Origin of the sequence: Variovorax sp. CCNWLW225 (assembly GCF_037204045.1) — a bacterium.
In the GTDB taxonomy this organism is placed as follows: Bacteria; Pseudomonadota; Gammaproteobacteria; order Burkholderiales; family Burkholderiaceae_C; genus Variovorax.
In genome coordinates this window covers 98,761-122,695 of record NZ_JBBCBV010000009.1, presented here as the reverse complement: position 1 = coordinate 122,695, position 23,935 = coordinate 98,761, and the positions used below count along the sequence as shown (strand labels likewise).

Here is a 23,935-nt window from a genome sequence, read left to right as displayed (position 1 = left end):
CGCATCGCTCCTCAGGCGCGGCGCACTTCCATCACGCCATGCTCGCCGGCCTGCTCATAGACCGATGGCACGCGCGCGGCCAGGTGCAAAAGAATGCGTGGCGCCTGCTTCTTGACGGACCACCGCACCAGGATGCCGGCCACCACCAACGGCCCGCCGATCCACGGATGTCCCGCCAGCGCCGCGGCAATGCCGGGGCCGATGAGGGCAAGGGCCAATGCCGTCGCATGCATGCGGTGCGACACGAAGGGCGCCGCCAGCGCGGGGTTGACGATGACCCGAAAGCGCCCTTGCGGCAGCCCCTCGCGGAATTCCTCGAAAGGAATGTGTTCGGCGGTCTCCTGCGTGTCGTTATGTTGGCTCATGGGCGCATTCTGGCCAAATGGCTATGGGTCGGCTACTGCTGCTTTCGATAGCTCAGCGGCGGCCCTTGCTCTCCGGTGGGGCGTGCCCACGGATCTTCGACCAGTACTCATCGCGAGCGTCGTCGTCTATGGCTGGCTTGATGTGCGTTGCATACAGGGCGTCTTTCCCGTCCTTTCTGGGACCAGAGATCCAGTAGTGCTCGCCGGTTTCAACGTCGTAGTAGTTCGATTTGAAGCCGTCGCCCTTGAGGCTGCAGAACGCCTTGCCTCCGTAGTAGAGCGTTGCGCCAGATTTGGAACTGGTGACGTGGCCGATGCGGGCCGGTCCCGTCAGCCCGCTCGTCTTCGCTTCGATGTACATGATGCGGCTTTTCATCAGAGCTCACCCTTGGGAAGATCAAAGACGTGCAACTCTTCCCATCGGCCGGTCGAGTTTTCGATCAGCACGACCGAAGTGCAATTTGCGCCGACAGCACCGAATGCATCGAGCCGGCTCTGCACCTCAGCGGCGACTGCGCTGGCTTCGGCAGCATCACCATGGGCCACCGTGAGGTGCGGAACGATGCCTTGGTGCTCTCCGCCGTAAGGCTGAAAGTCCGGAAAAGACTCCACGAGCGCTTTGGTCATCCTGATGAAGGGCTCGGCCGGTTGCGGTGCGACATACGTAGTCGCCGGAAAGCGAGCCACGGTATTCAGCGAAAAGGAGAACGCGGCAACTGTGTTCAACACGCTTTGCGCCCGCTCCAATACGGCAGGTGTGATGTGCCGAGGGTCCATGAACGGCACGAGCACGGTGATATGCGCGGGCACTCCCAGGTCGGTTGTCGCATCGAAACGCCGGCGCAGGTCTCCAACGAGCGCTTCGGCCGAGGGCACCGGGACAATGAATGCGGATATCGCCATGCCCGATGATATTCATCAAGCGGCGTACTCCCATCGCCTCACCAAACTGCCGCCGATGAGCCGCTCCCTCCACCGCATCGCCTCATGCGAGATCTCCTGGCCGATGTGCCGGTGCCTCCAGCAAGGCTCACGGCCGAAAAATCGCTGGCGAATGAGGCGCAGACAGCGTAGGAGCGCGCGTCTAAAAGCCGCGTAGAAAATGATGGCCGCGGCGCAAAAAGTCTTGAGCGGACGATGCGGCATTTCATCGCACCCGGAGCCTGGCCAGGCGCGGTCCGCCGCGCGCGGGCACCGTCATCGCGACTACGCCCGCCACGATGCACGCGAGCCCGGCCCACGCGGTGGGTGAGAGCGTCTCGCCGAGGAATACCACGCCGATCATCACGCCGATGGGCACGCGCAGATAGGCCTGCGCGGCGGTCGACATCGGCCCGAGCGTCTTGATGAGCCGGAAGTAGATCGTGAAGGCGAGGGCCGTGGAAAGCACCGCGAGAGCCAGCACCGCCAGCGCCGAGCCGGCCGAAGGCGCAAGTGTCCACGGCCGGTCGAGCGCGAGGCTCGCGGGCAGCAGCATCGCCGCGCCGCAAAGCAGCGAGCCCGCGGCCGGCACCATCGGATCGAGTCCCTTGAACACGCGGCCGAACATGGCGGCGCAGCCATAGCAGACGGCCGCCGCCACCAGCCCGATTTGAGCAAGGAGCGAATGTCCGAGGCCGTGCAGCGCCTCGACGCCGACGATCAGGCAGATGCCCGCTAGGCCCGCGCACACGCCGAAGAGGCGGCGCAGCGTCGGCTTCTCGGCACCGCCCATGCCCAGGCCCAGCAGGAAGATGAAGATCGGCGAGGTCGAATTGAGGATGGTGGCGAGCCCGGCCTCCACGCTGAGCTCGGCCCACGCGATGAGCGTGAACGGCAGCACGCTGTTCAAGCAGGCTTGCAGCGCGAAGCGGCGCCACATCGCGGGCTCCCGCGGCAGGCGCACGCCGCGCAGGCGCAGCAGGGCGAGCAGCAGCAGGCCGGCAATCAGCGTGCGCGCCGCAATCAGTGTGACGGGCGGCAGCGTTTGCACGCCGATCTTGATGAATGTGTACGAGGCGCCCCAGCAGGTGGCGAGCACGGCGAGCAGCATCCATTCGAAAGCGATGCGGGGTGGGGTCGTTGGCATGGTGCGCCGATCATCGAGAGTCTGCGGGAGGAACACTTCGGCCCGCAACGAAACGTGCGCGCCCTCGGCCTACGCAAAAGTCCGTTGTCGGCTGTAGAACGCCGGGCCGGCGCCAGGAGAGTCTTAGCGGCAGATTCAAATCTTCGAAAGAAAAGAAAGGCCTTCCATGCGCGCCAACGACAAATCGCTGTTCGGACCCGTTGCCGATGAACTGACGCCGCTCGAAATCTCCCAGGCCGTTCTCCAGGGCGAAGAAAACCCCAACACGGCACGGCCGCTCACGCCGCTCGAACAGGCCGCCACAGGCATCGGAACGGGCGGCGGACAACGTTCGTCGCTCGGCCGCATGCTGTGCAGCCCCTCGGTGGCTTGGGGCGCCGCGGCCATGGCGGGCCTGGGCCTTCTTGCCGCGCTGGCCTATGCAAGGCGGGAGCCCACGCTCAGGCCTTGACGCCGCTCGCGGCGATGGCGGGCACGCGGAACCTGCCTCACTACACTGCTGTGGATGAGCCTTTCCCCTTCACCGCATCGCGTGCGAGAAGACCACCTCGTTTCCTACTTCCTGAGCGGCGACGCCATGCGCAGTCGCAGCGTAGGCGATGTCGTGCTGTCCGGCACGGTCGATGTACCGATGCCTCCTGCGAGGCTCACAGCCGATTGGGAGCGCGAGATCTCTTCACGACTGGCCTTGGAGCCCGGCGACGTGGAGCCGCTGCCCCTGGCGCGGGCACGTGCGCGCTGGCCCGACTACGCGCGTTGCGTGCAGGCCGCGGCGGAGTGGACGCGTGCGCTTGGCCTGGGCGACGTGCTTGCGTCGAGCGACGTTGCCCTCATGGCTTGCCGCGGTGCGAGGTACCACCACGATGCGGCGCAATACGGCGGTGCGGGCTTCTGCAATCTCTTCGTGAGCGAGGACAAGGGGCTCGACGTGCACTTTGCTGCCACGGGCCATCGCATTCCGCTTGCGCGCGGCACGGTCCTGGTCTTCGATACCGGCCAGCCTCATGCGGTGGTGCCGCGCGGCGGCAGTGGTTTCGATGCGGCCAGCTTCGGCCCGGAGAAAGACTGTACCCAGGTGTTCCTTACCTGGGAGCTGCCCATTGAAGATGCCCGCGTGGCGCGCGCACTCGGCGTTGCGTTCGACGTCGATTCTTCGACCACATCGCAACTGCATGAAGAGCAGGTGCGGGTGAACGGCAAGCGAGCAACCGTATGCCCTGGATCCGGCCGATGGGCGCCGTTCGACTGAGAACTATCGGCAATGCATTACCAATGCATTACTGATTTGCCTCCAATGCCTACCAAGGTTCGCATCGCTGCTACATCGCGGTGTCATGGCTGCTTCGTACGCTTGATGCCGCCTTGATGCATTGGCGGCGGACGCTGCCGGTCGTCAAAGGCCATTCAAATTGCCTCGGCGAAATCAGGAGTGACTCATCCATGCATTCACGGCTTTTGTATTTGCGCGCGCCGCTCGCGCTGTTGGTCCTCGCTTGCGCGTTGAGCGCATGCGGCGGTGGTGATGGCGGTGGCGGAAGTGGCGGCTTCAGCGCCAGCGCCACCGCAAAGGACAGCGGCGACAACTCGGCCAAGACCGACCCCGCACCGACCACGTCCAACGCGGGCAACAACAGCGGACCCACCGTCAGCTACGCCCCCTGAAGGCGCGCGCATCATCAACACCTGACACCGACCCCACCATGACCACACGTCGCAAGTTTCTCCAGAGCGCCACGGGCACCGGCATTGCAGCCGCCACGCTGGCCACCTTTCCGCCCAGCATTCGCCGCGCGCTGGCCATTCCGGCGCACCACGACACCGGCACCATCAAGGACGTGAAGCACGTCGTGCTGCTGATGCAGGAGAACCGCTCTTTCGACAGCTACTTCGGCACCTTCAAGGGCGTGCGCGGCTATGGCGACCGCTTTGCCATTCCGGCGCCCAACGGCAAGACCATCTTTCACCAGACCTATACCAAGACATCGCCGCCCAGCACCTATGTGCCCTACCGGCTGGACGAGAGCAAGGGCAACGCGCAGCGCGCGGGCAGCACGCCGCACAGCTGGTCTGATTCGCAGGCTGCCTGGGACCACGGCCGCATGTTCAAGTGGCCGGACTCCAAGAACCTGCTGTCGATGGGCTACTACGACACGGCGGAAGTGCCGTTTCAGCGTGCGCTGGCCGAGGCCTTTACGCTGTGCGACCACTACCACTGCGGCATGCACACCGGCACCATTGCCAACCGCCTGTTCTACTGGAGCGGCACCAATGGCCCCAACGGCACCAGCCCGGTCGATGGAAGCAAGGTGCAGCTGGCGGTGCTCAACAACCAGTTCAACGCGGGCAACGACATTGGCGCCTCCACCGAAGGCTGGACCTGGACCACCTATGCCGACCGGCTCGAAAAGGCCGGCGTCAAATGGAAGGTCTACCAGAGCCTGATCGACAACTTCGGCTGCAACGAGATGATGAGCTTCAGGCACTGGCGCACCGCCATCGAGCAGATGCCCGAAGCCCGCCGGCCGGTGTACGTGCCCGCCACCGACATCACGCAGCCGGTGACCGCCGCGGGGCCGTTTTATGACCCTGCCATCGACGACCCGCTCAGCCCGCTGGCCAAGGGCTTCGGCAACACCATGCCGTATGGCTTTCTCGAAACCTTCCGTGAAGACATTCGCAACGGCACCTTGCCGGCAGTGTCGTGGATCATTTCGCCGTCTGCCTACAGCGAGCACCCTGGCCCCTCGAGCCCGGCCAAGGGCGGCTGGTATGTGCAGGAAGTGCTTGACGCACTCACCTCCAACCCCGAGGTGTGGAGCAAGACCGTGCTGCTCATCAACTTCGACGAGAACGACGGCTTCTTCGATCACCTGCCTTCGCCCGCTGCACCGTCGCGCAACCCCGACGGAACGCTTGCCGGCGCCACCACCATGGCCGAGGCCGACGTGGCCGTCGAATATCACAACTACACGCCGGCCACGCCGCGGCAGCCCGCCTTGGACGGCCGCCCCTACGGCCCCGGCCCGCGCGTGCCAATGTGGGTGGTTTCGCCGTGGAGCCGCGGCGGCTGGGTCAACTCGCAGGTGTGCGACCACACCTCGACGCTCATGTTTCTGGAAAAGTGCTTTGGCGTGGCCGAACCGCAAATCAGCAAATATCGCCGTGCCGTGTGCAGCGATCTCACCAGCGCCTTCAACTTCGAGCGGCCCAACGACGAGCCTTTGCCCACCCTGGCAGGCCGCAAGACCAAGGCAGAGGCCGATGCGCTCACCGCCGCGCAGCAGGCCATGCCGAGCATCGTGCCCACGGCCGATGCCGCATTGCCCGTGCAGGCGACCGGCGTGCGGCCCTCGCGCGCGCTGCCCTACGAGCTGCACACCAGCGCCCGCAGCGATTCGCTCAACGGCCGCGTTCAGCTGCTGTTTGCCAACAGCGGCAAGGCGGCCGCCGTGTTCCACGTGTACGACAAGCTGCACCTGTCGGACAGCCTGCCGCGCCGCTATGCGGTCGAGCCCGGCAAGCAGATCGACGGCTACTGGAACGCCATGACCGACAACGCCGGCCTGTACGACCTGTGGGTGCTCGGCCCCAACGGCTTTCACCGCCAGTTCAAGGGCGACCTGAACCGGCTGCGCGCCGGCGGTGCGGCCGCGCCCGAAATTCGCGTGGGCTACGACGCGCGCCGCGGCGACATCTACCTGCAGATGCGCAACGACGGCCGGCGCGATTGCCGCTTTACCGTGCAGTCGAACAAGGCCTACCCGCGGCCCGACGCCTACCAGGCCGGAGGCAAGGGCCGTCATGAAGACCGCGAAGACGACGACAACGACCGCCGCCACGACAACAACGGAAGCAACAGCCACGGCGACCACGGCAACAACGGCATCTACCGCCCCCACCCCGACGGCTCATGGCGCGTTCGCGTCAAGGGCGGCGGCGACACCGCCATGCGCTGGAGCCTGGACGCCAGCGGCCAGTGGTACGACTTTGTGGTCACCTGCGATGCCGACCCGTCCTTCTACCGGCGCTTTGCCGGCCGCATCGAGACCGGCCGGCATTCGGTGAGCGACCCGGCCATGGGGCTGCCAGACCGCTTCTGACCGCGACAGCCGGGGCCTACTACGGCAGCAGCTTCGCAACCGAATCCGTGAACGACGGAATATCGGTTGCGGTGTGCGTGGTCGAGTAGGTGGTTTCTTCCACCGTCAGGCCCTGGTACACGCGGCCCTGCAGCCGCCTGAATATCGAGTCGACAGGGCCCGAGTTGCACTCGACCGGGTCGCTGCAGCGCGTAAGAATGAGCGTGGCGGGCAGGGGCCGGCCGTTGAGCGCGTCGTGCATTTGCTGCTCGAGGTTTTCGTACTCCGGCCCCTGGTACGAATACGCGCCTTCAAACGACAGGAAGTGCGAGAACGTCAAGCTGCCCGCCGCCCCTTCGAGAAAGAGCGCAATGCCCGCCATGCTCCCGCTCAGCGAGAGGCCGGTGAGCATGCGCCTGCCTGTGTCGGCGCGGTACTTCGCTTCGATGAACGGCACCAGCTCTTGCGTCAGAAAGTCGTGGTACGCCCTGGCGCCGGGCAAGGTGTAGTCCTGCTCGCGGCGCGACGTGCCGCCAATGCCGACCAGGATCGCCTGCGTTCCGCGGCTTTCGAGAATGTCTTTGAAGTTGGAAAAGCGCGTGCCCGGCGGGTTGAAGATCGCGTCGCCGTCCATCGCGTAAATGATGGGGTAGCGCGTTGAACTGCCGTCGTAAGAAGCGGGCAGGTAGATCTCGAGCGGATAGCTTGCGCCGGTCTTGGTCGAGGCAATGCTGTCGGAAACCACGCGGCTGGTTGCCGGGGGCGGATCGACCGGCTCAGCAGGTGGAGGCGCGGGCGGTGCAGCGGGAGTGTCCGTTGGGGGTGGCGCCGGCGGCTGTGGAGGAGGCGCAGTAGACGTATCGCTCGGCGGTGGCGCGGTACCTACCGCGGCAATGGGAAACGCGGCGCCACCACCTCCGCCACCTCCGCCGCCGCAGCTCGACATGCCGAGCACCAACGCCCAGCCCCCAACGAATACGAACGCGCGCAGCGCTCGTCCAAGTTGCCGCATCGCAACGCCTCGATCGATTGTGGTTTAAGAGAAATGCCGTCAGGTGCCACGTCGACAAAGTGCGCGCGCAAGCCAATACAGCCTCTCTTCAGAATGCCACACGAGCCCGCCGTTGCGGGCCGATCAAGGGGTAGCTCAGCCCTGAAACACTCGTATCAATCCCATGCGGGCGAAAGGCCTGCGGGGTCGGTCAGCCGCTCGCCGCGGTCGAGCGCCGCAATCTGCGCCAACTCGGCATCCGCCAGCCGCAACTGCTGCGCCTTCAGGTTGCTTTCGAGGTTGGCGCGTTGAGTCGATGACGGAATGACCGCGTAGCCCAGTTGCATGGCCCACGCCAGAACCACCTGCGCGCTGGTCGCGTTGTGCGCCTTGGCAATCGCCTCGATCACCGGGTCGGCCAGCACCTTGCCGTAGGCCAGCGTCATGTAAGAAGTGATGTGAATGCCCTGGCTCTTCGCAAACTCTGCCACCTTGCGGTTCTGCAGGTAGGGGTGCAGCTCGATCTGGTTGGTGGCAATGTTCTGCGCACCCACGGCCGCAATGGCCTCCTTCATCAGCGCGATGTTGAAGTTGGAAACGCCGATGTGCGTCGTGAGCCCCTGCGCCCTGGCATCGGCCAGAGCGCCCATGAACTCCGCCACCGGCACCGCGTTGCCGGGCGAAGGCCAATGGATGAGCGTCAGGTCGACATGGTCTGTGCGCAGCATGGCAAGGCTTTCTTTCAGGCTGGGCACCAGCTTGTCTTTTGCGTAGTTGTCCGTCCAGATCTTGGTCGTGATGAAGAGCTTGCTGCGCGGCACGCCGCTCTCGGCAATGGCTTGGCCCACCTCGGCCTCGTTGCCGTAGATCTGCGCCGTGTCGATCAGTCGGTAGCCCAGGTCGAGCCCGTTCTTCACCGAGTCGATCACCACCTGGCCCTTCAGGCGAAAGGTGCCGAGGCCGAAGGCGGGAATGGTGTTGTTGGTTGTCATGATGTTGTTCGTCCTTGTGCGTTTTAAAAAAGAGAAAGAAGAGGGCCGCTCAGTGCCCCGCCGGCACCGGGCCCGAAGCCCGCACCGGAATGCCGGCACGGCGGTCGAGCGTTCCGCTCCACTGCGTGAGTGCCAGCGACACCAGCACCACCAGCGCGCCGATCCACGGCGTGTGCATTAGCCCAAGATGTGTCACGATCAGCCCGCCCACCCATGCTGCGAGCGCAATGCCCAGGTTGAACGCCGCAATGTTCAGGCCCGAGGCCACGTCGACAGCCTGCGGCGTAAAGCGCTCGGCCTGCTTCACCACATACACCTGCAGCCCCGGCACGTTGCCGAAAGCCACCGCGCCCCACATCAGCACCGCCACCAGCGCCAGCCACTTGTGCGGCGCTGCAAAGTTGAACACCAGCAGCACCGCGGCCAGCAGCGCAAAGATGATCTTTAGCGCCGGAATCGGCCCCATGCGGTCGGCCAGCTTGCCGCCCCAGATGTTGCCCACCGCCACCGACACACCGTACACCAGCATCACCCAGCCCACAGCGCCTGCGCTGAAGCCCGACACCTGGGTGAGGATGGGCGCCAGAAACGTGAACGGAATGAACGAGCCGCCGTAGCCGATGGCCGTCTTGGCATACACCAGCAACAACCGCGGCTCCGCCAGCACCTTGGCCTGCTGCGCCAGCGAGGCCGGCGGCGTGTGGCGGATGTTGCTGGGAACAAAAACCCAGCTGCCGATGAACGCAATGACGCCCAGCGCAGACACTGCCAGAAAAGTCTCGCGCCAGCCAAAGTGCTGCCCGATGAACGTGCCCAGCGGCACACCCGTAACCAGCGCTACCGTGAGCCCGGTGAACATGATGGCAATGGCGCTCGCGGCCTTTTCCTTAGGCACCAGGCCCGTGGCAATCGTCGAGCCAATCGAGAAGAACACCCCGTGCGCCAGCCCCGTGAGCACGCGGGCGGCAATCAGCGATTCATAACTCGGCGCCTGCCACGCCAGCAAGTTGCCGAGCGTGAACAGCGCCATCAGCCCGAGCAGCAGCCCCTTGCGCGGCAGCTTGCCCGTGAGCGCGGTGAGCACCGGCGCGCCTATGGCGACACCCAGCGCATAGAGGCTGACCAGCAGGCCCGCCGAGGGAAGGCCGATGCCGAGATCAGCAGCGACAGTGGGGATGAGGCCAACGATGACGAACTCGGTCGTCCCGATGGCGAAGGCGCTGAGGGTCAGCGCGAGCAAGGCGATTGGCATGAAGCACTCCTTCTTGGGTTAGCAGGAGTGTCTTGGGATTACCTTTGCGGATAAATGGGGTTCTGAGCAGAAGATAGTTGCGCTTGAATCAAGTATCAACGCGGGCTTCGTTCTCGTTCGGTGGGGCGAATGAGCCTGGAAAGACGGAAGCTCGTCGATATACTGCGCCCCGTCGTGTCCGTTGGTGCGGCCGGGTTTGGAAGCCTGATGAAACCTCTGCGAACCTTGGAGACCATTTCATGGCTGAATCTTCCCGTGCGCGTCCGCAATCTCGCAGTGCTTCTGCTTCTTCTCTCGACGCCAAGTTCGACGCACTCGCTCTGCAAGCCTGCGACGATGCCGGCGCCCTCAACGACGTAGTACGCGCCTACACGGCGCTCGAAAAGCTCATCGACACCAGCGCCCTGAGTGACTGCGAAGTACTCACCCCAAGCCGCACCGAACTGAGCGCCTTGCTGCGCCTGCTCAACGACGCCCTGCTGGTCCGCATCAACACCGTCAACGCCGCCACTGGGGTAGTTCACGAAGCGCTTCAACGGAACACTCACGGTGCCATGTAGCGCCAGCTTTTTCTCCACAACACAGCCGATGCCCGTTTCACCCGTTGCCGATGGCAAATCTGAAAGCGTTTCCGCCACTTGGGCACGCCTCCGGAACATGGTCGCGGCGCGAGCCTCTTCAGACGGCCGCACCGACGCCCTCTACCCCGGCCTGCGCTACTACCGCTTCTCCCAACCCATTCGCTACGAGAAAACCCAACGCCTCACACCCGGCGTCGTGGTCGTCCTGCAAGGCCGCAAGACCGCGCACCTCGGTGCTAGCGACCGCCGCTCGCTGGACTACGGCGCCACCCAATGCCTGGTGCTCGGCGCCGAGGTCGCGTGCCTCGGCACGGTGGTCGGGGCGAGCGCCGAAGAGCCGTACCTCGCCATTCATCTCGACCTGCCGCCCGATGTGCTGGTCAAGTCTTTCGTCGCGCTGGCAGAAAGCGGCACGCTCGCGGCCGAGCCGGCCCGGGTGACCGAGAACTTCACGGCGCCGGTGGGGCCGGAGGTGGTCGAGGCCTTCGCGCGCCTGCTGCTGGCGGCGGACGACCCGGTGGACCGCCGCACGCTCGCGCCGCTGGCGGTCGAAGAGATCGTGCTGCGGTTGCTGCGCTCCGAGGCTGCGGCGGCCATTCGCAGCGCGAGCGCCGTCACCAAGGCGGGCGCACGCATACAGGCGGCCATCGCCTTCATGCGCCGCCACCTGGGCCGGCCGCTGTCGGTGGCTGAAATTGCCGGCCACGTGCACATGAGCCCTTCGCACTTTGCGCACAGTTTCAGGGAAGTGGCCGGGGTCACGCCGATGCGCTGCATTCGCGACCTGCGGCTGGAAGAGGCGCGCATGCTGATGCTGGGCACCGGGCTGCGCCCCGGCGATGCGGCTGCGAAGGCGGGCTTCGAGAGCGCGGCGCATTTCAACCGCGCGTTCCGCAGGCGGTTCGAGGCAACGCCCGCGGAGTACGTGCGGCGCGTGCAGTCGGGTTAAAGGATGGGGGGCTGCGGCAGCTTCGCAGCCATGGTCAATGGGTTCGCAGCTTCGCGTCTTGGCGCGGGGAAGGGCGCTGGCTAACCTGCCTGCTTCCTTTTTCTTTTGTTGAAAGCAGCGCGAAATTTCATGGAACCGATTAACGTCATCATCACCTTCGAAGCCAAGCCCGAAGGCGCTTCTGCCTTCGCCGAACTCATGAACCAGGTCAAGCAGTCGTTGCCGTCGGCGGATGGCTGTCGGGGCGTGCGGCTGTTCGGGCACAGCGACAACGCCTGCGCGTTCACGCTGGTCGAATCATGGGAATCAAAGCGCCACCATCAGGCGCACATCGACCGCGCGGTGGCGTCGGGCGCGTGGAGTGCGCTGGAGGCGCGGTTGGCTTGTGCGCCTGTGAGCCGCTATTGCATGGAGCTTTGATTGAGGCGCCTGTTTTAACGATCCAAGGGGTCGGGTCGAACGCCGTGGTGCCGGTGTGCGGCCACGACAGGTAGTCGTCGACCAGTGGTGAGCTTTGGCCGCCAGCGAGCGGCGCGGCGCCAGGCCGCAGGCGCGAGCGGACCGCTCTGTCTCGCCGTCCTCGCCGGCTTGAGGAACTTTGCCGACATGAAAGGAGTGCTGACCGGTCTAACTTTGGTTCTCAAGGCCACAGTGGCGACTTCTCTTCATCAAAAAATAGCAATGGGCAAAGGCACGTATGAGCGCAGCACCCGCCACAGAACCGACTCACCGAAAGCGGCTTCTCGCACGTCGGTCAAGGAACAGATGACGAAGCGAGATGCGGACCTGGCGCTGGCAATGGAATCGCTCGAGGCTGTTGCGCGAGGCGTCGGCGCGAGCATCGCCCAATTTGCAGAATCGGCAATTCCTGGAAGGAAGGTGCTGAGCCTGCCTGCCGCGCCAGGGCGCAACCGGGGGTTTCCTAAAGAGTTCGGATTGGCCGGGGACATCGGTCGGGTGGTTTATCGCTTGAAGTTGCTGCAGGCTGCAATCGACAAGGCGACCCGTCGCCACCAACGGAGCACTGCTGTGAAGGCGCAGCACCCCGGAATCCTAGGGTGAGTGCCGGCTCGCAAATGGCGGCTTAATCTGGCAAGAGGTGTGAGGCCATTGCCGGCGCAACGACTGCAACGGCGCCCCCCGGCCTACACTCCCACTCATGACCGCCACCATCGCTTGCATCCACGTTGCCTTGGCTGCGCTGCTTCTCGCAGCGGCCTATGCCCGTGCGGCCGCAAAAAAGGTGCGTCGTCAGCTGACGCCCGCACATTCCTAAGCCCGGCGGTCCGCTATCTCCCTTTTCAGCGCAACCATCCACCGCCGGGCATAAAGCCTCGCGCGGTAGCGGTCGCCGTCCTCATGGGACGACGCTCGCATTCGATGGAGTGCGTCAATGCATGCAACGATTCACAGTGAGCGCACGCTCACCGACCTTGACTTCGCCCGCCTGAGCAAACTGCTCGGGCGCGAGCTTCCGCCAAGCCTGGCAGACCTGTTGGCAATTGCCGAAGTGACGAGCTCGCGCGCGGTGCCACCCAATGTGGTGACGATGTATTCGCGAGTGGAACTCGTCGACCTGCACACCGCGCGGCGTCAAACGCTCACTGTGTGCTATCCAGGCGATGCCGATGCGGGGGCCGGTTTTATCTCGGTGCTCTCTCCGGTTGGCGGCAGCCTGCTGGGGCTGAAGGTCGGCGACATCGCGAAGTGGCTGACGCCGAGTGGCGACAACTGCGCTGCTGAAGTCGCGGCGATTCTCTTCCAGCCAGAGGCCGCTGGCGACTACCAGCGATAGACGCCCGGCTCGAGGTGGAGTTTCCGCACGGGCGCCGAGTGCGCGCTGGCGCGCCGCAAACGCCGGGCCGCCCTTACGACAACCCTACGCCCGAAACCAGATCTTGAGTGTTACGTAGACTGCATAGCCCAAGCCAAGGATCATCCACGCAAGGAAGAACATGTTGGCCCAGTAATCGCCAGTATCCGCCGCCAGGGTGTAGACCTGCATCCTGCACGCCTTGCCGACGCATGGCACCTCACCTCGAACGAGCGCGCGCAAAAACTCGAACAGGAAGTAGCAGACTCCGGCACCAGTCATGAGCAATCCCACCGGCCCTACAAGGCCTTCGGTGCGCTCGCCCTTCTCATTCCAACGCTCTTTTTGAAGCAACTTTTGCCCATACTTGTACCAGGCAAATCCGAGCAGGAGCATCAGCGAGTAGTAAATGGCGGTACGCATGTCATCGAGTCGTTGTGCTGTGAGGGGAAGAGCGTTCGACAAGATGGTATCCGAGCAGCGAAAGGGCGGCCGATTTCCCGGTGCTCGCCCGTTCGGGCAAATGCGGATCGGATGCGCGGCGGGCTTCAACCGGGGGAGTGCGGAATGCCGGGACTGAGGCACCACTCGAAAAAGCGATCGAGCTCATTCGATTTGTCGAACAGTGCATCGGCGCCCAACTCCAGGCTCCGGCGCCGCATTTCTTCGGTTGGATAGTTCGTCAACACAACCATCCTTTGATGCGATGCGCGTTCCTTGCAAGCTCGCAATACCGTGAGACCCGAGCCTTCGCGCAAGAAAAGATCGACCACAGCCAGGTCCCAGGCATTGCCGAGATTCTTGAGGACGGTGACAGCCTCGCTCGCCGTCTCAGCCAAGGCAACAACTTCCGCATTGGCGAGGTCAGCCAACGCCGGGATCAGAGCCTCTCTGATGGTGGTGCTGTCCTCGATGAGAACTGTCTGGAGCGGCATGGCGGTTGGAGCGTCGTTGCTCAATCCCACTTGTTGCGATAGGTTGCGGCCTGTGAATGTTTATACGTATCGGCCGGGTTGATGATGTAGGTCAAAAGCTTGATCTTTCAGAAGCGACCGAGTCGTTGCTACATGCCGACTAACATCGGATTTCAAAGTGAAAGGTGTGCCATGACCCGCCCATCCCCCGACGACAAAGACGCCGCCGATCTGGCCAAGGCGCTTGAAGAGAACAAGCATGCGGCTGAGACGGTCCAGGAAGTTGCCGAGGATCTATCGGTCGTCCATACGGTGCTGGACAGTGAAGTGCCGAAAGAGACGCTGAACCCCGACGTCGGCCAGGCGATCGAGCAAACAGACCAGCTCAAGGACAAGCTCAGGTCAGCCGAGGAAAAGCTGAAGACAGTGAACGAGACGCTTGAACAGCAGGTTGCCTCGAAAGACTCTTGAGGTGACCACGGGAGAAACTCTTGAGCATCGGCTCTGCTGGAAGAATTTCCGAAGTGAACTCACGCGTATTCACGCTGCACCGCATGCGAGAACACCAGCGAATCGGCCATCAGCGAGGCCGCCAGAAAGGTCGGCCGTAGGTTGATCGACGCGAGTTCCGCGAGGGCGAACCAGCGGAACTCCAGCTTCAAGTGGCTCTCGATGCCGTGGTGGGCTCGGTCCTTGTCGAGCACGCTGGAGCACGGATCGAGTGCGACGCGAAAATAGAAGCCGATCTCGTGGTTGCGCTGGCCCGCAAGGTCGAAGAAATTCTCGGCGACATGCACAAGAGGGCCGCATTCGACCGCTTCGCCGAGTTCTTCCCTCATCTCGCGCACCACTGTCGCCGATGCGGCTTCGCCGACCTCGACCCGGCCGCCTGGCAGCGCCCAATATGCATCGCCCGGCGCACGATGCACGAGCAGGTGACCGGCATCGAGCACGATGGCCGCGGCACGGACCTGGAAGCGCTGGCCGTGAAGATGGACTGAAATCATGGGGGTCTGCCTGTCGTTTGCAGTGGGACTCGCGCAAGTTTGCACCATCGAGCAGCGCAGCCCCCAGCGCCCGCCCGCTAGTCCGAATGCGGCCAAGAGCGCGCGTTGCTCCGCTCAATGCGGCCGGCAGTCATAGTGCAACGCCACGGTGTCCGACCCTGGCAGGCGGTTCTGGCCCAGCAGCTTCCAGTTCTGCGCCAGGCCAGGCTCGAAGGTGGGGACACCCTCACCCAGCAGCACGCTACCCACCAGCAGATGCAGTTCGTCGACCAGCCGCCGTGCCAGCAGGTCGTTGTAGAGCACGTGGCTGCCGTAGATCAGCAGGTCGGGGCCGGGCGCGGCTTTGAGTTGGCCGATGCGTGCCGGGGCTTGGGCCCGGCCGACCACTTCGGTGTCGGCCCAGGGTGAGTCGGGGCGCACGACCAGGCGGTCGCTGACGAGCACCTTGCGCGCTGCCCCCACACGCTCGGCAATCTCGCGCTGCACCGGCTCACTGCCAGGGCCGCAATCGACGTTGGGCCAATAGGCCTCGAACATAGGGAAGGTGGTCGCGCCGAAGAGCAGCGTGCCGGCGCGGCGCATGCAGTCGAGGTTGTGGGCGCTGAAGGCGGCATCCATCAGCAGGCCGGCGAGCGCGCCGCCCGGGCCGGCGCAGTAGCCGTCCAGTGAACTGAGGATGCTGACGATGAGCTTGGCCATGAAAAGGTCTCCTTGAGTTGTGCCACGCCGCCGGCCCTTCCGGGGCGTGTCATCTACTTGGAGACAGGGCGAGGGCCAAACTCATCGGCCCCGGCAGCCGCATCAGCAGATAAGAAGCTCCTCGGGCATGCCGAAGCGCCGGCAGACTGCCGGGTCGATGAAGCTGTCGATGGATTCGATCAACCCACCGCGCAGGCGCAGCAGCACCACGCCGCCCGGCGTAAAGCGCTCGGCGCCGGCGTGCCGCACGTAGCAGGCAAAGCCGGGTTGGCCGTTGGCGCGCAGAGGCTGCAAACGCCAAGGCGTCTGGAACACGCGCTCGGCAAAGAACATCAGCGCAAAGCGGCGGCCGTTGAACCAGGCAGGCAGCGGCGGCATGGTGAATCGCGCGTCCTCGGCCAGCAGGCTGGTCAGGGCTGCGACGTCGCGGCGCTCCCAGGCGCTGACGAAGCGCTGCAGCAGACTATCGACGCCTTGCGCCTCGAGTGCCTGCACGTCGGCCGACGGTGCGCGCTCCTTCACCGTCTTCTGCGCGCGCTGCAGCGCGCTGTTGACCGACGCCACCGAGGTGCCGAGCATCTCGGCCGCTTCGGCTGCCGAATACTCCAGCACCTCGCGCAGCAGCAGCACGGCGCGCTGCGTGCCGGGCAGGTGCTGCAGCGCGGCCACGAACGCAAGGGCGACCGACTCGCGCCCTTGCAGCGTGGTGGCCGGATCTTCATGATTGCCGATCCACTCGGCGTCGGGCAAGGGTTCCAACCACACCGGCCCGGTCACCGGCTCACCCAGATCGGCCGTGGCCTGCAGCGGCGCGCCATGGTCGGGCGATGTCATGCGGCGGGGGCGCTGCGAGATCATGCGCAGGCATACGTGGGTGGCAATGCGGTAAAGCCAGGTGCCGAGCGCGCTGCGCGACTCGAAGCCGGCCAGGCCACGCCAGGCGGCAAGCAGGGTCTCTTGAAGCGCGTCGTCTGCATCGAACGGAGAGCCCAACATTCGATAGCAGTGAGCGTGAAGCTGGCGACGATGGGGCGCCACCAGTATGTCGAAAGCAGCGGTGTCGCCGGCACGTGCACGCGACAGGCACGCGGCTTGGGCAACAAGGTCGGGCGCAGGGGACATGGCGCATTCTGGCGCACCCATCTGCAACTGACAGCAATCGCTGCGTAGCCGCCCCGCGGGCAAACGCCTGAAATGAACCGCATTGCTCCCCTTGTTCGCCCACTGCCGCGACGGGGCCCCCCGGGAAAATCGAACCTCCATTCGTTCCCGAAAATCCCATGAGAGACCTGAAGATCGGCACCCGCCTAGGAATGGGCTTCACGCTACTGCTGCTGCTCCTGCTTGCCATCGGCGCGATCGGCCTGCAGCAGATGGCCAGGCTCGCCGATGAGATCCGGGTCGTCAACGAGGTGGCCGGCGGCAAGCTCTATGCGCTCAACCGAGTTCGCTTCGCGATCGGCACACGGGCGATTGCGGCGCGCAATCTGGCGCTGGTGAGCGACGCGCAGCTGCAGAAGAAGGACCTGGACCTCGTGAAGTCCTCCCAGTCCGAGATCGACGAGGGCATGAAGACCTTGGGCGCCATATTGAAAGACCCGCGCTCGGCCGCGGTGGACGAAGAGCAGCGCCTGCTCGCGCAGTTGCAGGCGCTCGAGGCGCAGTACCTGGTGATCGCGGGAAAGGTCGTGTCGCTCGCGACCGGCGGCAAGACCGAGGACGCCGTGCGCGCGCTGACGCAGGAATGCATGCCGCTGCTGACGCAGGTGATCGCTCATGTCGGCACGTTCGAGAAGGTGCTCAAAGAGGGCGCGGATCGCACCGCGGCCGAGGCCGCGCAGGCCTACCAGACCGCCCGCTGGCTGATGCTGCTGCTCAGTGGTCTTTCTCTGGCGCTGGGCATTGCCGCTGCGCTCTGGCTCACGCGTTCGATCACGCGTCCGCTCAACGAGGCGGTGCGCGTGGCGCAGTCGGTCGCCGCCGGCAACCTTGCCACCCAGGTGATGCCGGCCGGCCGCGACGAAGCCGGCCTGTTGATGCGGGCGTTGCACGAGATGAACACCAGCCTCGTCCGGCTGGTCAGCGAGGTGCATCGCGGCGTGGCGAACATCGGCGAAGCCTCGGCCCAGATCTCGGCGGGCAACCGCGACCTGTCGTCGCGCACCGAGCACCAGGCGAGTTCGCTCGAGGAGACGGCGGCTTCGATGGAAGAGCTCACATCCACCGTCAAGCAGAACGCCGAGAACGCGCGGCAGGCCAACCAGCTCGCGGTCTCCGCATCGTCGGTGGCCGCCGAGGGCGGAACGATCGTCGGCCAGGTGATCGACACCATGGCGGCCATCAATGGCTCGTCGAGGAAGATCGTCGACATCATCGGCGTGATCGACGGCATCGCCTTCCAGACCAACATCCTCGCGCTGAACGCAGCGGTCGAGGCGGCACGGGCCGGCGAGCAGGGCCGCGGCTTTGCCGTGGTGGCCTCCGAGGTGCGCAGCCTGGCGCAGCGCTCGGCCGCCGCCGCCAAGGAGATCAAGGATTTGATCGGCGATTCGGTCGGCCGCGTCGAAGCCGGCAGCCAACTGGTGGACCAGGCCGGCCGCACCATGCGCGAGATCGTCGCCAGCGTGCAGCGCGTCACCGAGATCATGGGCGAGATCACGGTCGCGAGCCGGGAGCAGACCGACGGCATCGAGCAAGTGAACCAGGCCATCGCGCAGATCGACCAGGGCACGCAGCAGAATGCCGCGCTGGTTCAGCAGGCGGGCACTGCCGCGGGATCGCTGCAGGCGCAGGCCGGCAGCCTCTCACAGGCGGTCAGCGCGTTCAGGCTCTGACGCGAGGCACGTCCGTCGTGCTCGTAATCTTTCGGGCGAACACCCGTTCCAGACAATCGATGCGGAGTTCGATCAAATCACCAGCCATTTCGTCCCGCCCGGGGCGGAGGAAGGCTTCAATACAGTTCGCTATGGCTGAACATGCTTGCGCCCCGCTTGCCTGGCAGCACGATCGATCACGTCGGCGACTTTCTTCGGCTGGGTCATGAAGACCGCGTGGCTGGCCTTCACCTCTTCCACCGCGGCACCAATGCGCCGGGCCATCTTGTGCAGCATCCGCACGTCGAAGGCCTTGTCCTCGGTCGCGATCACCGCCCAGCTTGGCTTGGTTCGCCATGCGGCGTGATTGAGCCTGGTCGCAAACACTGACATGTTGATCGGCACCTGCGAGTCACGCAAGAACGCGGCGTCCGCATCGCTGGCATCGCCGGCGAAGCCGATCTTGAACTTCTCCAGACTGACGAATCCGTAGCCGTCGGCTTGCGTGTCGATCACGAAGTCGGGGGCACTGAATCCGGCGTACTGCTCACTCGTGGTTTCGCCGGCGTCGGGCGAGAGAGCACTGACATAGACAAGACCGACCACCTTCGGGTTCATGCCGGCCTCGGTGATGACTGTGCCCCCCCAGGAGTGACCGACGAGGATCGTGGGACCGTCCTGGCGGGCGAGCGCCCGCTGGGTCGCCGCCACGTCGTCGGCCAACGAAGTCAGAGGATTCTGAACAATGGTGACCCGGTAGCCTCTGTTGATCAACTCGTCATAGACACCCCGCCAGCCGGAACCATCGGCAAAGGCGCCATGCACCAGCACAACATTTTTTGCCTGCACCTGTTGCGCATGTGCGCCGCCACCGGGGCCGACGATGCTGGCGGTGGTCGCAGCGGCGATGAAAAGCTTGCGAATCAGTGAGTTCATTGGGAGTCCTGGGCAGTGGATGGAAAGATGGGAAATGGTAGAAAAAAACGTGCTGCACAGGGTTGCAAAGATGGCCACAAAGTCAGACGTTTAAGCGCGCAGGTCGAACATCTGCAAAAAGAAGTTGTGCAGATAGAGGAAGTCACGCAATAAAGTTGTGCTGCAAGACGGGCGCATCTGAGATCGAAACGCACACGAACGCCCCTCGCAGGATGCGCGGGCCGCTGGCCTGCTTCATGTTCGAAATGCAGCTGCCGATGGACCCGGCGCGCCTAGACCGTCGGGACGGTTCCCCCGTCTATCAAGTGCTCCGAACCCGAGACCGAGCCCGCCCGTGGTGACACAAGGAACGTGATCAGGTCGGCGACTTCTTGCGGTCTGGCCGGCCGGCCGAGCGGAATGCCGCCAAGCGATTGCATGATGATCCGCTTGCCGCCCTCGTAGTCGGTGCCGGCCTGGTCGGCAAGGCGCTCGGCCAGCGCCACCGACGCTTCGGTCTCGACCCATCCCGGCGATACGCGCAACACGCGAACGCCCTTGGGTGTCACCTCTTTCGACAACGCCTTGCTGTAAGTGGACAACGCCGCCTTGGCTGCCGCATAGGCGGTCGTGGATTCCGGCAATGGCAGCAGGCGCTGGATCGAGCTGACGTGGACGATGACGCCTGAACCCTGCGCGAGCATGGCGGGCAGCAGTGCGCGATCGAGTCGGACGGCGGGCATGAGATTCTGGTTCAGTTCAGCGAACCAGCGCGCATCATCAAGGGCTGCAAAGCCGCCGCCTGGTGCACTGGAGCCGCCGAGCACGTTGACGAGAATGTCAATGCCGCCCCAATGGTCGAGCACCGACTGCGCGACCTTGGCGGTGCCCTCGGCCGTCGAAAGATCGGCAGCAACATGGATCACGCCTGCGCTCGACCGCGCGGGTGCGGAGCGCGCCGTGGCCATCACCCGGACGCCGGCATCGCACAGCCCTTGGACGACCGCCGCGCCGACACCCTTGGTCCCGCCAGTGACCAGCGCTCGCTGCCCTCGGAGTTGAAGATCGAAGCTCATGCCGTGATCTCCAGCGACACGATCAGCCCACGTTCGAGGCGAAAGCGATACTGAAGGTCGACCGGGCTGCCAGGAAAATTTCCGGTCACTTGAGCCCGAACGACGTGGGCTTCCTCCTCCTGATGCAGCGCAAACGGCGCGACCGTGTACCCGTACCGGGCCGCTGCAGCGGCCTTCCATTCCTGAATGGCGCGGCGGCCGGTGTGAGTGCGGCCTTCGTCCTTCACGCTGGCTTGCGGCGTGAAGCATTGGGCCAGTGCCTCGGCGCTTTGCGCGTCGGCCGCGAAGTAGGCGGAGATCGGATCGGGAAGGGGCAGGGTGCGCATGGTGACAACGTCTTGGAGATGAAGTCGCAAGGATGCGCGTCGCACACCAATTAGTGAATCTTCTAGAATCTTCACGAGCTATGTAGAGGACGATACACAATGCGCGGGTCGGAATTTGCCGAGCTCAAGGCTTTTGCCGCGGTGGTGGAACGCGCGAGCTTTGCCCGAGCCGCAGAGCATTTGGGGCTGTCGGCTTCTGCGCTGAGCCAAACCATCCGGCAGTTGGAAACGCGGCTCGGTGCGCGGTTGCTGAACCGCACGACCCGCAGCGTGGCAACCACCGCGACCGGGGCGCAGTTGTACGGGCGCATCGCGCCGCTCTTCCACGAGATCTCCGATGCGGTGAACGAAGCGAGCGCCATGGCAGGCCAGACGCGCGGCACGCTGCGCATCAACACCCTCGGAATGGCCGCCTGGGCGGTGATCGGCCCCCGCCTGGGTCGGTTTTACCGGGCGCACCCGGAAGTCACACTGGACATCGTGGTCGATAACGGGCTGAGCGACATCGTTGCGGGTCGATTCGACGCCGGCATCCGCGTGGGGGGCAAGCTGGAGAAGGACATGATTGCCGTGCGCTTGACGCCGGATGTGAAGATGGTGGCCGTGGCATCCCCGGACTATCTGGAGCGCCGCGGCACACCGCGGTCGCCGTCCGATCTGCACGGCCACGCCTGCATCAACTGGCGGCTCCAGAGCGACGGGAGTGCCTACCGCTGGGAGTTCGAAAAGAAGGGCAAGCGGACCGAGGTGGCGGTGGACGGACCGTTGGTCACCAATCACTCGGACATGGGCGTCGCGGCTGCACTGCAAGGACTGGGAATCGTCTATGCCTTCGATCGCGAACGAGTCGATGCACTGCTCGCCCAGCAGCGCCTGGTGGAGGTTCTTGCCGACTGGTCGATTGCACGGCCAGGGCTGTTTCTGTATCACCCCAGCCGGCGCCAGGTTCCGGCCGCGCTGCGCGCCTTCATAGACTGCATGCTCGACAAAGATGCCTGAGCCAGATCGGCTCTGAGTACTCGTTTTTGAGACTCAGAAGAACGTTCCGCAAGAACACCAAGATTCAATGCTCGGCGCGATGGCATGGCGTGAGCTAAACGGGATTGGAGCGCGTTTGGGTAGCGGTGCTACTCACCCCTCACTGCAGCGCTAGCTCAAGAAAGTCCAAGCGGTCCTGCCCCCAGAATAGTTCGCCATCGAGCACATAGGAGGGCGAGCCGAAGACACCCGCCGCGACGGCGGCATCGGTGTTGCGCACGTAGGCGGCCTGGACGGCAGTCGTCTCGGCCAAACGCAGCAGCGTGTCGGCGTCCAGGCCCTGTGAAAGAAGAATCGCCCGCAGCGTCGATGCGTCGGAAATGTCTTGTTCATCGCACCATTCGGCCGCCAGAATTGCCTTGTAGAGCGGGGCCACATGCACTCCCGCCGCGTCGGCCGCAATGACCACGCGTGACGCGAGGCCAGCATCCGGGCACATGAACCGGGGTGTCGGATTGACATGGATGCCGAGGCGCTTGCACCACCGCTTCAACTCGGCAATTCGATAGGCCTGCCGCTCGGGCGCACGTTTCGGCAAGATCACGCCTCCGGTGCGCGCGTAAACGGCCGGAAGATCGACAGGCAGGTAGCGGATCGAGACGCCGTGCCGCGCCGCCACGTCCTCGAGCCGGTCCGCACCCAGGTAGGCCCAGTCCGAGTTCATCCAGAAGTAATAGTCGATTGTTTGCGGCATCTTCAGGGCGCCTTCGCCAGGAGCGGGGATGTAGCAAGCACCTTGAAGCGCTGGTCGCCGTGCATCTTCCACGCGCTGAAGCAAGCCACGGCCCCGAGTGCGCTCAGGTACCAGATCACGTATTGCGGATCTCCGTTCCCCTTGCTCAGCAACCAGGTCGCGACGATCGGCGCGAGGCCGCCGCCGATGGCGCCGGATGACTGCACCGCCAGCGAAATGCCGGTGTAGCGCACTTCCGCGGGAAATTGGCTGGAGAACAGGCTGCCTTCAGGTCCGTAGAGCGAGGCATACACCAGGCCCACGGCAAGAATCAGCGCGGCGTTGATCCAGAAGACCTCGCGTGTGTGAAGGAACGAGAAGAACAGCGGCGCACATGCGAGGATGCCCACGGTGCCGATCATGAACACCCATTTCTGGCCGATCCTGTCGCCCAGCCATCCGAAGAATGGCATCGTGAGCAGCGCGGCGGTGGCACCCCAGATGATTGCATCGAGCACGGTGCTGCGCGGAATGCCGAGGGTGCCTGTGGAATAGGCAAGCGCGAATGTCACCGTGGTGTAGAACCAGGTCACCTCGGCCAGGCGGGCACCCACGACGACCAGCGTTTCGCGCGGGTATTTCTTCAGCACCTCGACCACGGGCACCTGTACCTTCTTTCCCACCTGCTCGATGTCCTGGAAGTCGGGCGACTCGGCCACCTTCGCGCGGATGAACCAACCCACGAGCAGCAGCACGACGCTGGCCAGGAACGGAATGCGCCAGCCCCAGGACAGCATGTCCGCTTCCGGCAGCTTGGCAACCGCGCCCATCGCCAGGGAAGACAGGATGAGGCCGGGTGCCACGCCGACTTGCGGCAGGCTTCCGAAGAATCCCTTCTTGCCTTCGGGCGCGTGTTCGACCGCCATCAGCACCGCACCGCCCCATTCGCCGCCCACCGCCACGCCCTGCAGGAAGCGCATGCACACCAGCAGCACTGCGCCCCAGTAGCCAATCTGCTCGTAGGACGGGATCAGGCCGATCAGGATCGTGGGCACGCCCATGAGCATCAGGGTGATGAGCAGCATCGACTTGCGCCCGACCTTGTCGCCGAAGTGCCCGAACACGATCCCGCCGAGCGGCCGCGCGAAGAAGCCGACGGAATAGGTCGCAAAGGCCGCCATGGTGCCGACGATCGGATCGAAGGCCGGAAAGAAGATCTTGTTGAAGATCAATGCGGCAGCCGTTCCGTAGAGAAAGAAGTCGTACCACTCGATGGTGGTCCCCATCATGCTTGCGAGACCGGCCGTCACATAGCGACGCTTGGCGTCGGTTTTCTCGCTTGCACCGCTGTCAGTGTGTGTGTTCATGGGGTCACCAGGTAGTG

The 23,935-nt window shown here is 64.6% G+C and carries 29 protein-coding genes; 12 read left to right on the top strand and 17 right to left on the bottom strand.

Features of this window, described 5'->3' with window-relative positions; genetic code table 11:
• Positions 1 to 11 precede the first annotated feature (11 nt).
• The 4 genes from V9L20_RS16610 to V9L20_RS16595 form a co-directional block, all read right to left on the bottom strand.
• Positions 12 to 365, bottom strand: coding sequence for a hypothetical protein (locus V9L20_RS16610; protein ID WP_337297435.1), 354 nt, complete (start codon positions 363 to 365; stop codon positions 12 to 14).
• Between the two features lie 52 nt (positions 366 to 417).
• Positions 418 to 741: a 1-deoxy-D-xylulose-5-phosphate synthase gene (locus tag V9L20_RS16605; RefSeq protein ID WP_337297434.1), complete on the bottom strand. Its 324-nt coding sequence runs from the start codon at positions 739 to 741 to the stop codon at positions 418 to 420.
• On the bottom strand, positions 741 to 1,268 hold the full coding sequence (locus tag V9L20_RS16600; protein WP_337297433.1) for a 2'-5' RNA ligase family protein: 528 nt from the start codon (positions 1,266 to 1,268) through the stop codon (positions 741 to 743). The genes V9L20_RS16605 and V9L20_RS16600 overlap by 1 nt, the downstream gene beginning before the upstream one ends.
• A gap of 244 nt (positions 1,269 to 1,512) precedes the next feature.
• Complete coding sequence (locus V9L20_RS16595; RefSeq protein WP_337297432.1) at positions 1,513 to 2,433, bottom strand: DMT family transporter; 921 nt, start codon at positions 2,431 to 2,433, stop codon at positions 1,513 to 1,515.
• A 166-nt stretch (positions 2,434 to 2,599) separates the two neighbouring features.
• Here V9L20_RS16595 and V9L20_RS16590 point away from each other — a divergent pair, with 166 nt between their 5' ends.
• From V9L20_RS16590 to V9L20_RS16575, 4 genes are all read left to right on the top strand, one after another.
• Positions 2,600 to 2,884, top strand: coding sequence for a hypothetical protein (locus V9L20_RS16590; RefSeq protein WP_337297431.1), 285 nt, complete (start codon positions 2,600 to 2,602; stop codon positions 2,882 to 2,884).
• Positions 2,885 to 2,938: 54 nt separating this feature from the next.
• Entirely contained in the window at positions 2,939 to 3,682 is a 744-nt protein-coding gene (locus V9L20_RS16585; RefSeq protein WP_337297430.1) for a hypothetical protein, read from the top strand.
• 191 nt (positions 3,683 to 3,873) lie between these two features.
• Positions 3,874 to 4,095 (top strand): hypothetical protein, encoded by a 222-nt coding sequence (locus tag V9L20_RS16580; protein ID WP_337297429.1) that lies wholly within the window; start codon positions 3,874 to 3,876, stop codon positions 4,093 to 4,095.
• Between the two features lie 38 nt (positions 4,096 to 4,133).
• Positions 4,134 to 6,533 (top strand): phosphocholine-specific phospholipase C, encoded by a 2,400-nt coding sequence (locus tag V9L20_RS16575; protein ID WP_337297428.1) that lies wholly within the window; start codon positions 4,134 to 4,136, stop codon positions 6,531 to 6,533.
• 19 nt (positions 6,534 to 6,552) lie between these two features.
• On the opposite strand, the gene V9L20_RS16570 is transcribed toward V9L20_RS16575, so the two are convergent.
• From V9L20_RS16570 to V9L20_RS16560, 3 genes are all read right to left on the bottom strand, one after another.
• Complete coding sequence (locus V9L20_RS16570; RefSeq protein WP_337297427.1) at positions 6,553 to 7,524, bottom strand: alpha/beta hydrolase; 972 nt, start codon at positions 7,522 to 7,524, stop codon at positions 6,553 to 6,555.
• 155 nt (positions 7,525 to 7,679) lie between these two features.
• Positions 7,680 to 8,495, bottom strand: coding sequence for a 2,5-didehydrogluconate reductase DkgB (gene dkgB, locus V9L20_RS16565; protein WP_337297426.1), 816 nt, complete (start codon positions 8,493 to 8,495; stop codon positions 7,680 to 7,682).
• A 49-nt stretch (positions 8,496 to 8,544) separates the two neighbouring features.
• A complete protein-coding gene (locus V9L20_RS16560) occupies positions 8,545 to 9,747 on the bottom strand; it encodes an MFS transporter (protein WP_337297425.1) in 1,203 nt (400 codons plus the stop codon).
• A gap of 239 nt (positions 9,748 to 9,986) precedes the next feature.
• Here V9L20_RS16560 and V9L20_RS16555 point away from each other — a divergent pair, with 239 nt between their 5' ends.
• From V9L20_RS16555 to V9L20_RS16535, 5 genes are all read left to right on the top strand, one after another.
• Positions 9,987 to 10,307 carry a hypothetical protein gene (locus V9L20_RS16555; RefSeq protein ID WP_337297424.1) on the top strand — a complete coding sequence of 107 codons (321 nt, stop codon included), beginning with the start codon at positions 9,987 to 9,989 and terminating at the stop codon, positions 10,305 to 10,307.
• A 28-nt stretch (positions 10,308 to 10,335) separates the two neighbouring features.
• Positions 10,336 to 11,277: an AraC family transcriptional regulator gene (locus V9L20_RS16550; protein WP_337297423.1), complete on the top strand. Its 942-nt coding sequence runs from the start codon at positions 10,336 to 10,338 to the stop codon at positions 11,275 to 11,277.
• A 129-nt stretch (positions 11,278 to 11,406) separates the two neighbouring features.
• The gene (locus V9L20_RS16545; protein WP_337297422.1) at positions 11,407 to 11,697 is read left to right on the top strand and encodes a putative quinol monooxygenase; all 291 of its coding nucleotides are present in this window, start codon (positions 11,407 to 11,409) and stop codon (positions 11,695 to 11,697) included.
• Between the two features lie 186 nt (positions 11,698 to 11,883).
• Positions 11,884 to 12,339 (top strand): hypothetical protein, encoded by a 456-nt coding sequence (locus tag V9L20_RS16540; RefSeq protein WP_337297421.1) that lies wholly within the window; start codon positions 11,884 to 11,886, stop codon positions 12,337 to 12,339.
• Between the two features lie 331 nt (positions 12,340 to 12,670).
• Positions 12,671 to 13,072, top strand: coding sequence for a GreA/GreB family elongation factor (locus V9L20_RS16535; RefSeq protein WP_337297420.1), 402 nt, complete (start codon positions 12,671 to 12,673; stop codon positions 13,070 to 13,072).
• 84 nt (positions 13,073 to 13,156) lie between these two features.
• Here V9L20_RS16535 and V9L20_RS16530 read toward each other — a convergent pair whose 3' ends face one another.
• Together V9L20_RS16530 and V9L20_RS16525 are read right to left on the bottom strand one after the other, a co-directional pair.
• Entirely contained in the window at positions 13,157 to 13,513 is a 357-nt protein-coding gene (locus V9L20_RS16530) for a hypothetical protein (RefSeq protein ID WP_337297419.1), read from the bottom strand.
• 125 nt (positions 13,514 to 13,638) lie between these two features.
• Positions 13,639 to 14,025 (bottom strand): response regulator, encoded by a 387-nt coding sequence (locus V9L20_RS16525; RefSeq protein ID WP_337297418.1) that lies wholly within the window; start codon positions 14,023 to 14,025, stop codon positions 13,639 to 13,641.
• 171 nt (positions 14,026 to 14,196) lie between these two features.
• Here V9L20_RS16525 and V9L20_RS16520 point away from each other — a divergent pair, with 171 nt between their 5' ends.
• Positions 14,197 to 14,475 carry a hypothetical protein gene (locus V9L20_RS16520; RefSeq protein WP_337297417.1) on the top strand — a complete coding sequence of 93 codons (279 nt, stop codon included), beginning with the start codon at positions 14,197 to 14,199 and terminating at the stop codon, positions 14,473 to 14,475.
• A gap of 59 nt (positions 14,476 to 14,534) precedes the next feature.
• Here V9L20_RS16520 and V9L20_RS16515 read toward each other — a convergent pair whose 3' ends face one another.
• The 3 genes from V9L20_RS16515 to V9L20_RS16505 all read right to left on the bottom strand — a co-directional run bounded on the left by V9L20_RS16515 (position 14,535) and on the right by V9L20_RS16505 (position 16,832).
• A complete protein-coding gene (locus V9L20_RS16515; protein WP_337297416.1) occupies positions 14,535 to 15,011 on the bottom strand; it encodes an NUDIX hydrolase in 477 nt (158 codons plus the stop codon).
• Between the two features lie 114 nt (positions 15,012 to 15,125).
• Positions 15,126 to 15,710 (bottom strand): dihydrofolate reductase family protein, encoded by a 585-nt coding sequence (locus V9L20_RS16510; protein WP_337297415.1) that lies wholly within the window; start codon positions 15,708 to 15,710, stop codon positions 15,126 to 15,128.
• A 102-nt stretch (positions 15,711 to 15,812) separates the two neighbouring features.
• The gene (locus V9L20_RS16505) at positions 15,813 to 16,832 is read right to left on the bottom strand and encodes an RNA polymerase subunit sigma-70 (RefSeq protein WP_337297414.1); all 1,020 of its coding nucleotides are present in this window, start codon (positions 16,830 to 16,832) and stop codon (positions 15,813 to 15,815) included.
• Positions 16,833 to 16,990: 158 nt separating this feature from the next.
• Here V9L20_RS16505 and V9L20_RS16500 point away from each other — a divergent pair, with 158 nt between their 5' ends.
• Positions 16,991 to 18,544 carry a methyl-accepting chemotaxis protein gene (locus V9L20_RS16500; RefSeq protein ID WP_337297413.1) on the top strand — a complete coding sequence of 518 codons (1,554 nt, stop codon included), beginning with the start codon at positions 16,991 to 16,993 and terminating at the stop codon, positions 18,542 to 18,544.
• Positions 18,545 to 18,673: 129 nt separating this feature from the next.
• Here the strand turns inward: V9L20_RS16500 and V9L20_RS16495 are convergent, their stop codons facing one another.
• The 3 genes from V9L20_RS16495 to V9L20_RS16485 form a co-directional block, all read right to left on the bottom strand.
• Positions 18,674 to 19,459, bottom strand: coding sequence for an alpha/beta fold hydrolase (locus tag V9L20_RS16495; RefSeq protein ID WP_337297412.1), 786 nt, complete (start codon positions 19,457 to 19,459; stop codon positions 18,674 to 18,676).
• A 272-nt stretch (positions 19,460 to 19,731) separates the two neighbouring features.
• Positions 19,732 to 20,514: an SDR family oxidoreductase gene (locus tag V9L20_RS16490; RefSeq protein WP_337297411.1), complete on the bottom strand. Its 783-nt coding sequence runs from the start codon at positions 20,512 to 20,514 to the stop codon at positions 19,732 to 19,734.
• A complete protein-coding gene (locus tag V9L20_RS16485) occupies positions 20,511 to 20,840 on the bottom strand; it encodes a nuclear transport factor 2 family protein (protein ID WP_337297410.1) in 330 nt (109 codons plus the stop codon). Before V9L20_RS16485 ends, V9L20_RS16490 begins: the two co-directional genes overlap by 4 nt.
• Positions 20,841 to 20,939: 99 nt before the next feature.
• On the opposite strand from V9L20_RS16485, the gene V9L20_RS16480 reads away from it, so the two are divergent.
• Positions 20,940 to 21,839: a LysR family transcriptional regulator gene (locus V9L20_RS16480; RefSeq protein WP_337297409.1), complete on the top strand. Its 900-nt coding sequence runs from the start codon at positions 20,940 to 20,942 to the stop codon at positions 21,837 to 21,839.
• Positions 21,840 to 21,978: 139 nt separating this feature from the next.
• On the opposite strand, the gene V9L20_RS16475 is transcribed toward V9L20_RS16480, so the two are convergent.
• Entirely contained in the window at positions 21,979 to 22,572 is a 594-nt protein-coding gene (locus tag V9L20_RS16475; protein WP_337297408.1) for a 2-hydroxychromene-2-carboxylate isomerase, read from the bottom strand.
• A 2-nt stretch (positions 22,573 to 22,574) separates the two neighbouring features.
• Positions 22,575 to 23,918, bottom strand: a complete 1,344-nt coding sequence (locus V9L20_RS16470) for an MFS transporter (protein WP_337297407.1) — start codon at positions 23,916 to 23,918, stop codon at positions 22,575 to 22,577.
• Positions 23,919 to 23,935: the final 17 nt, after the last annotated feature.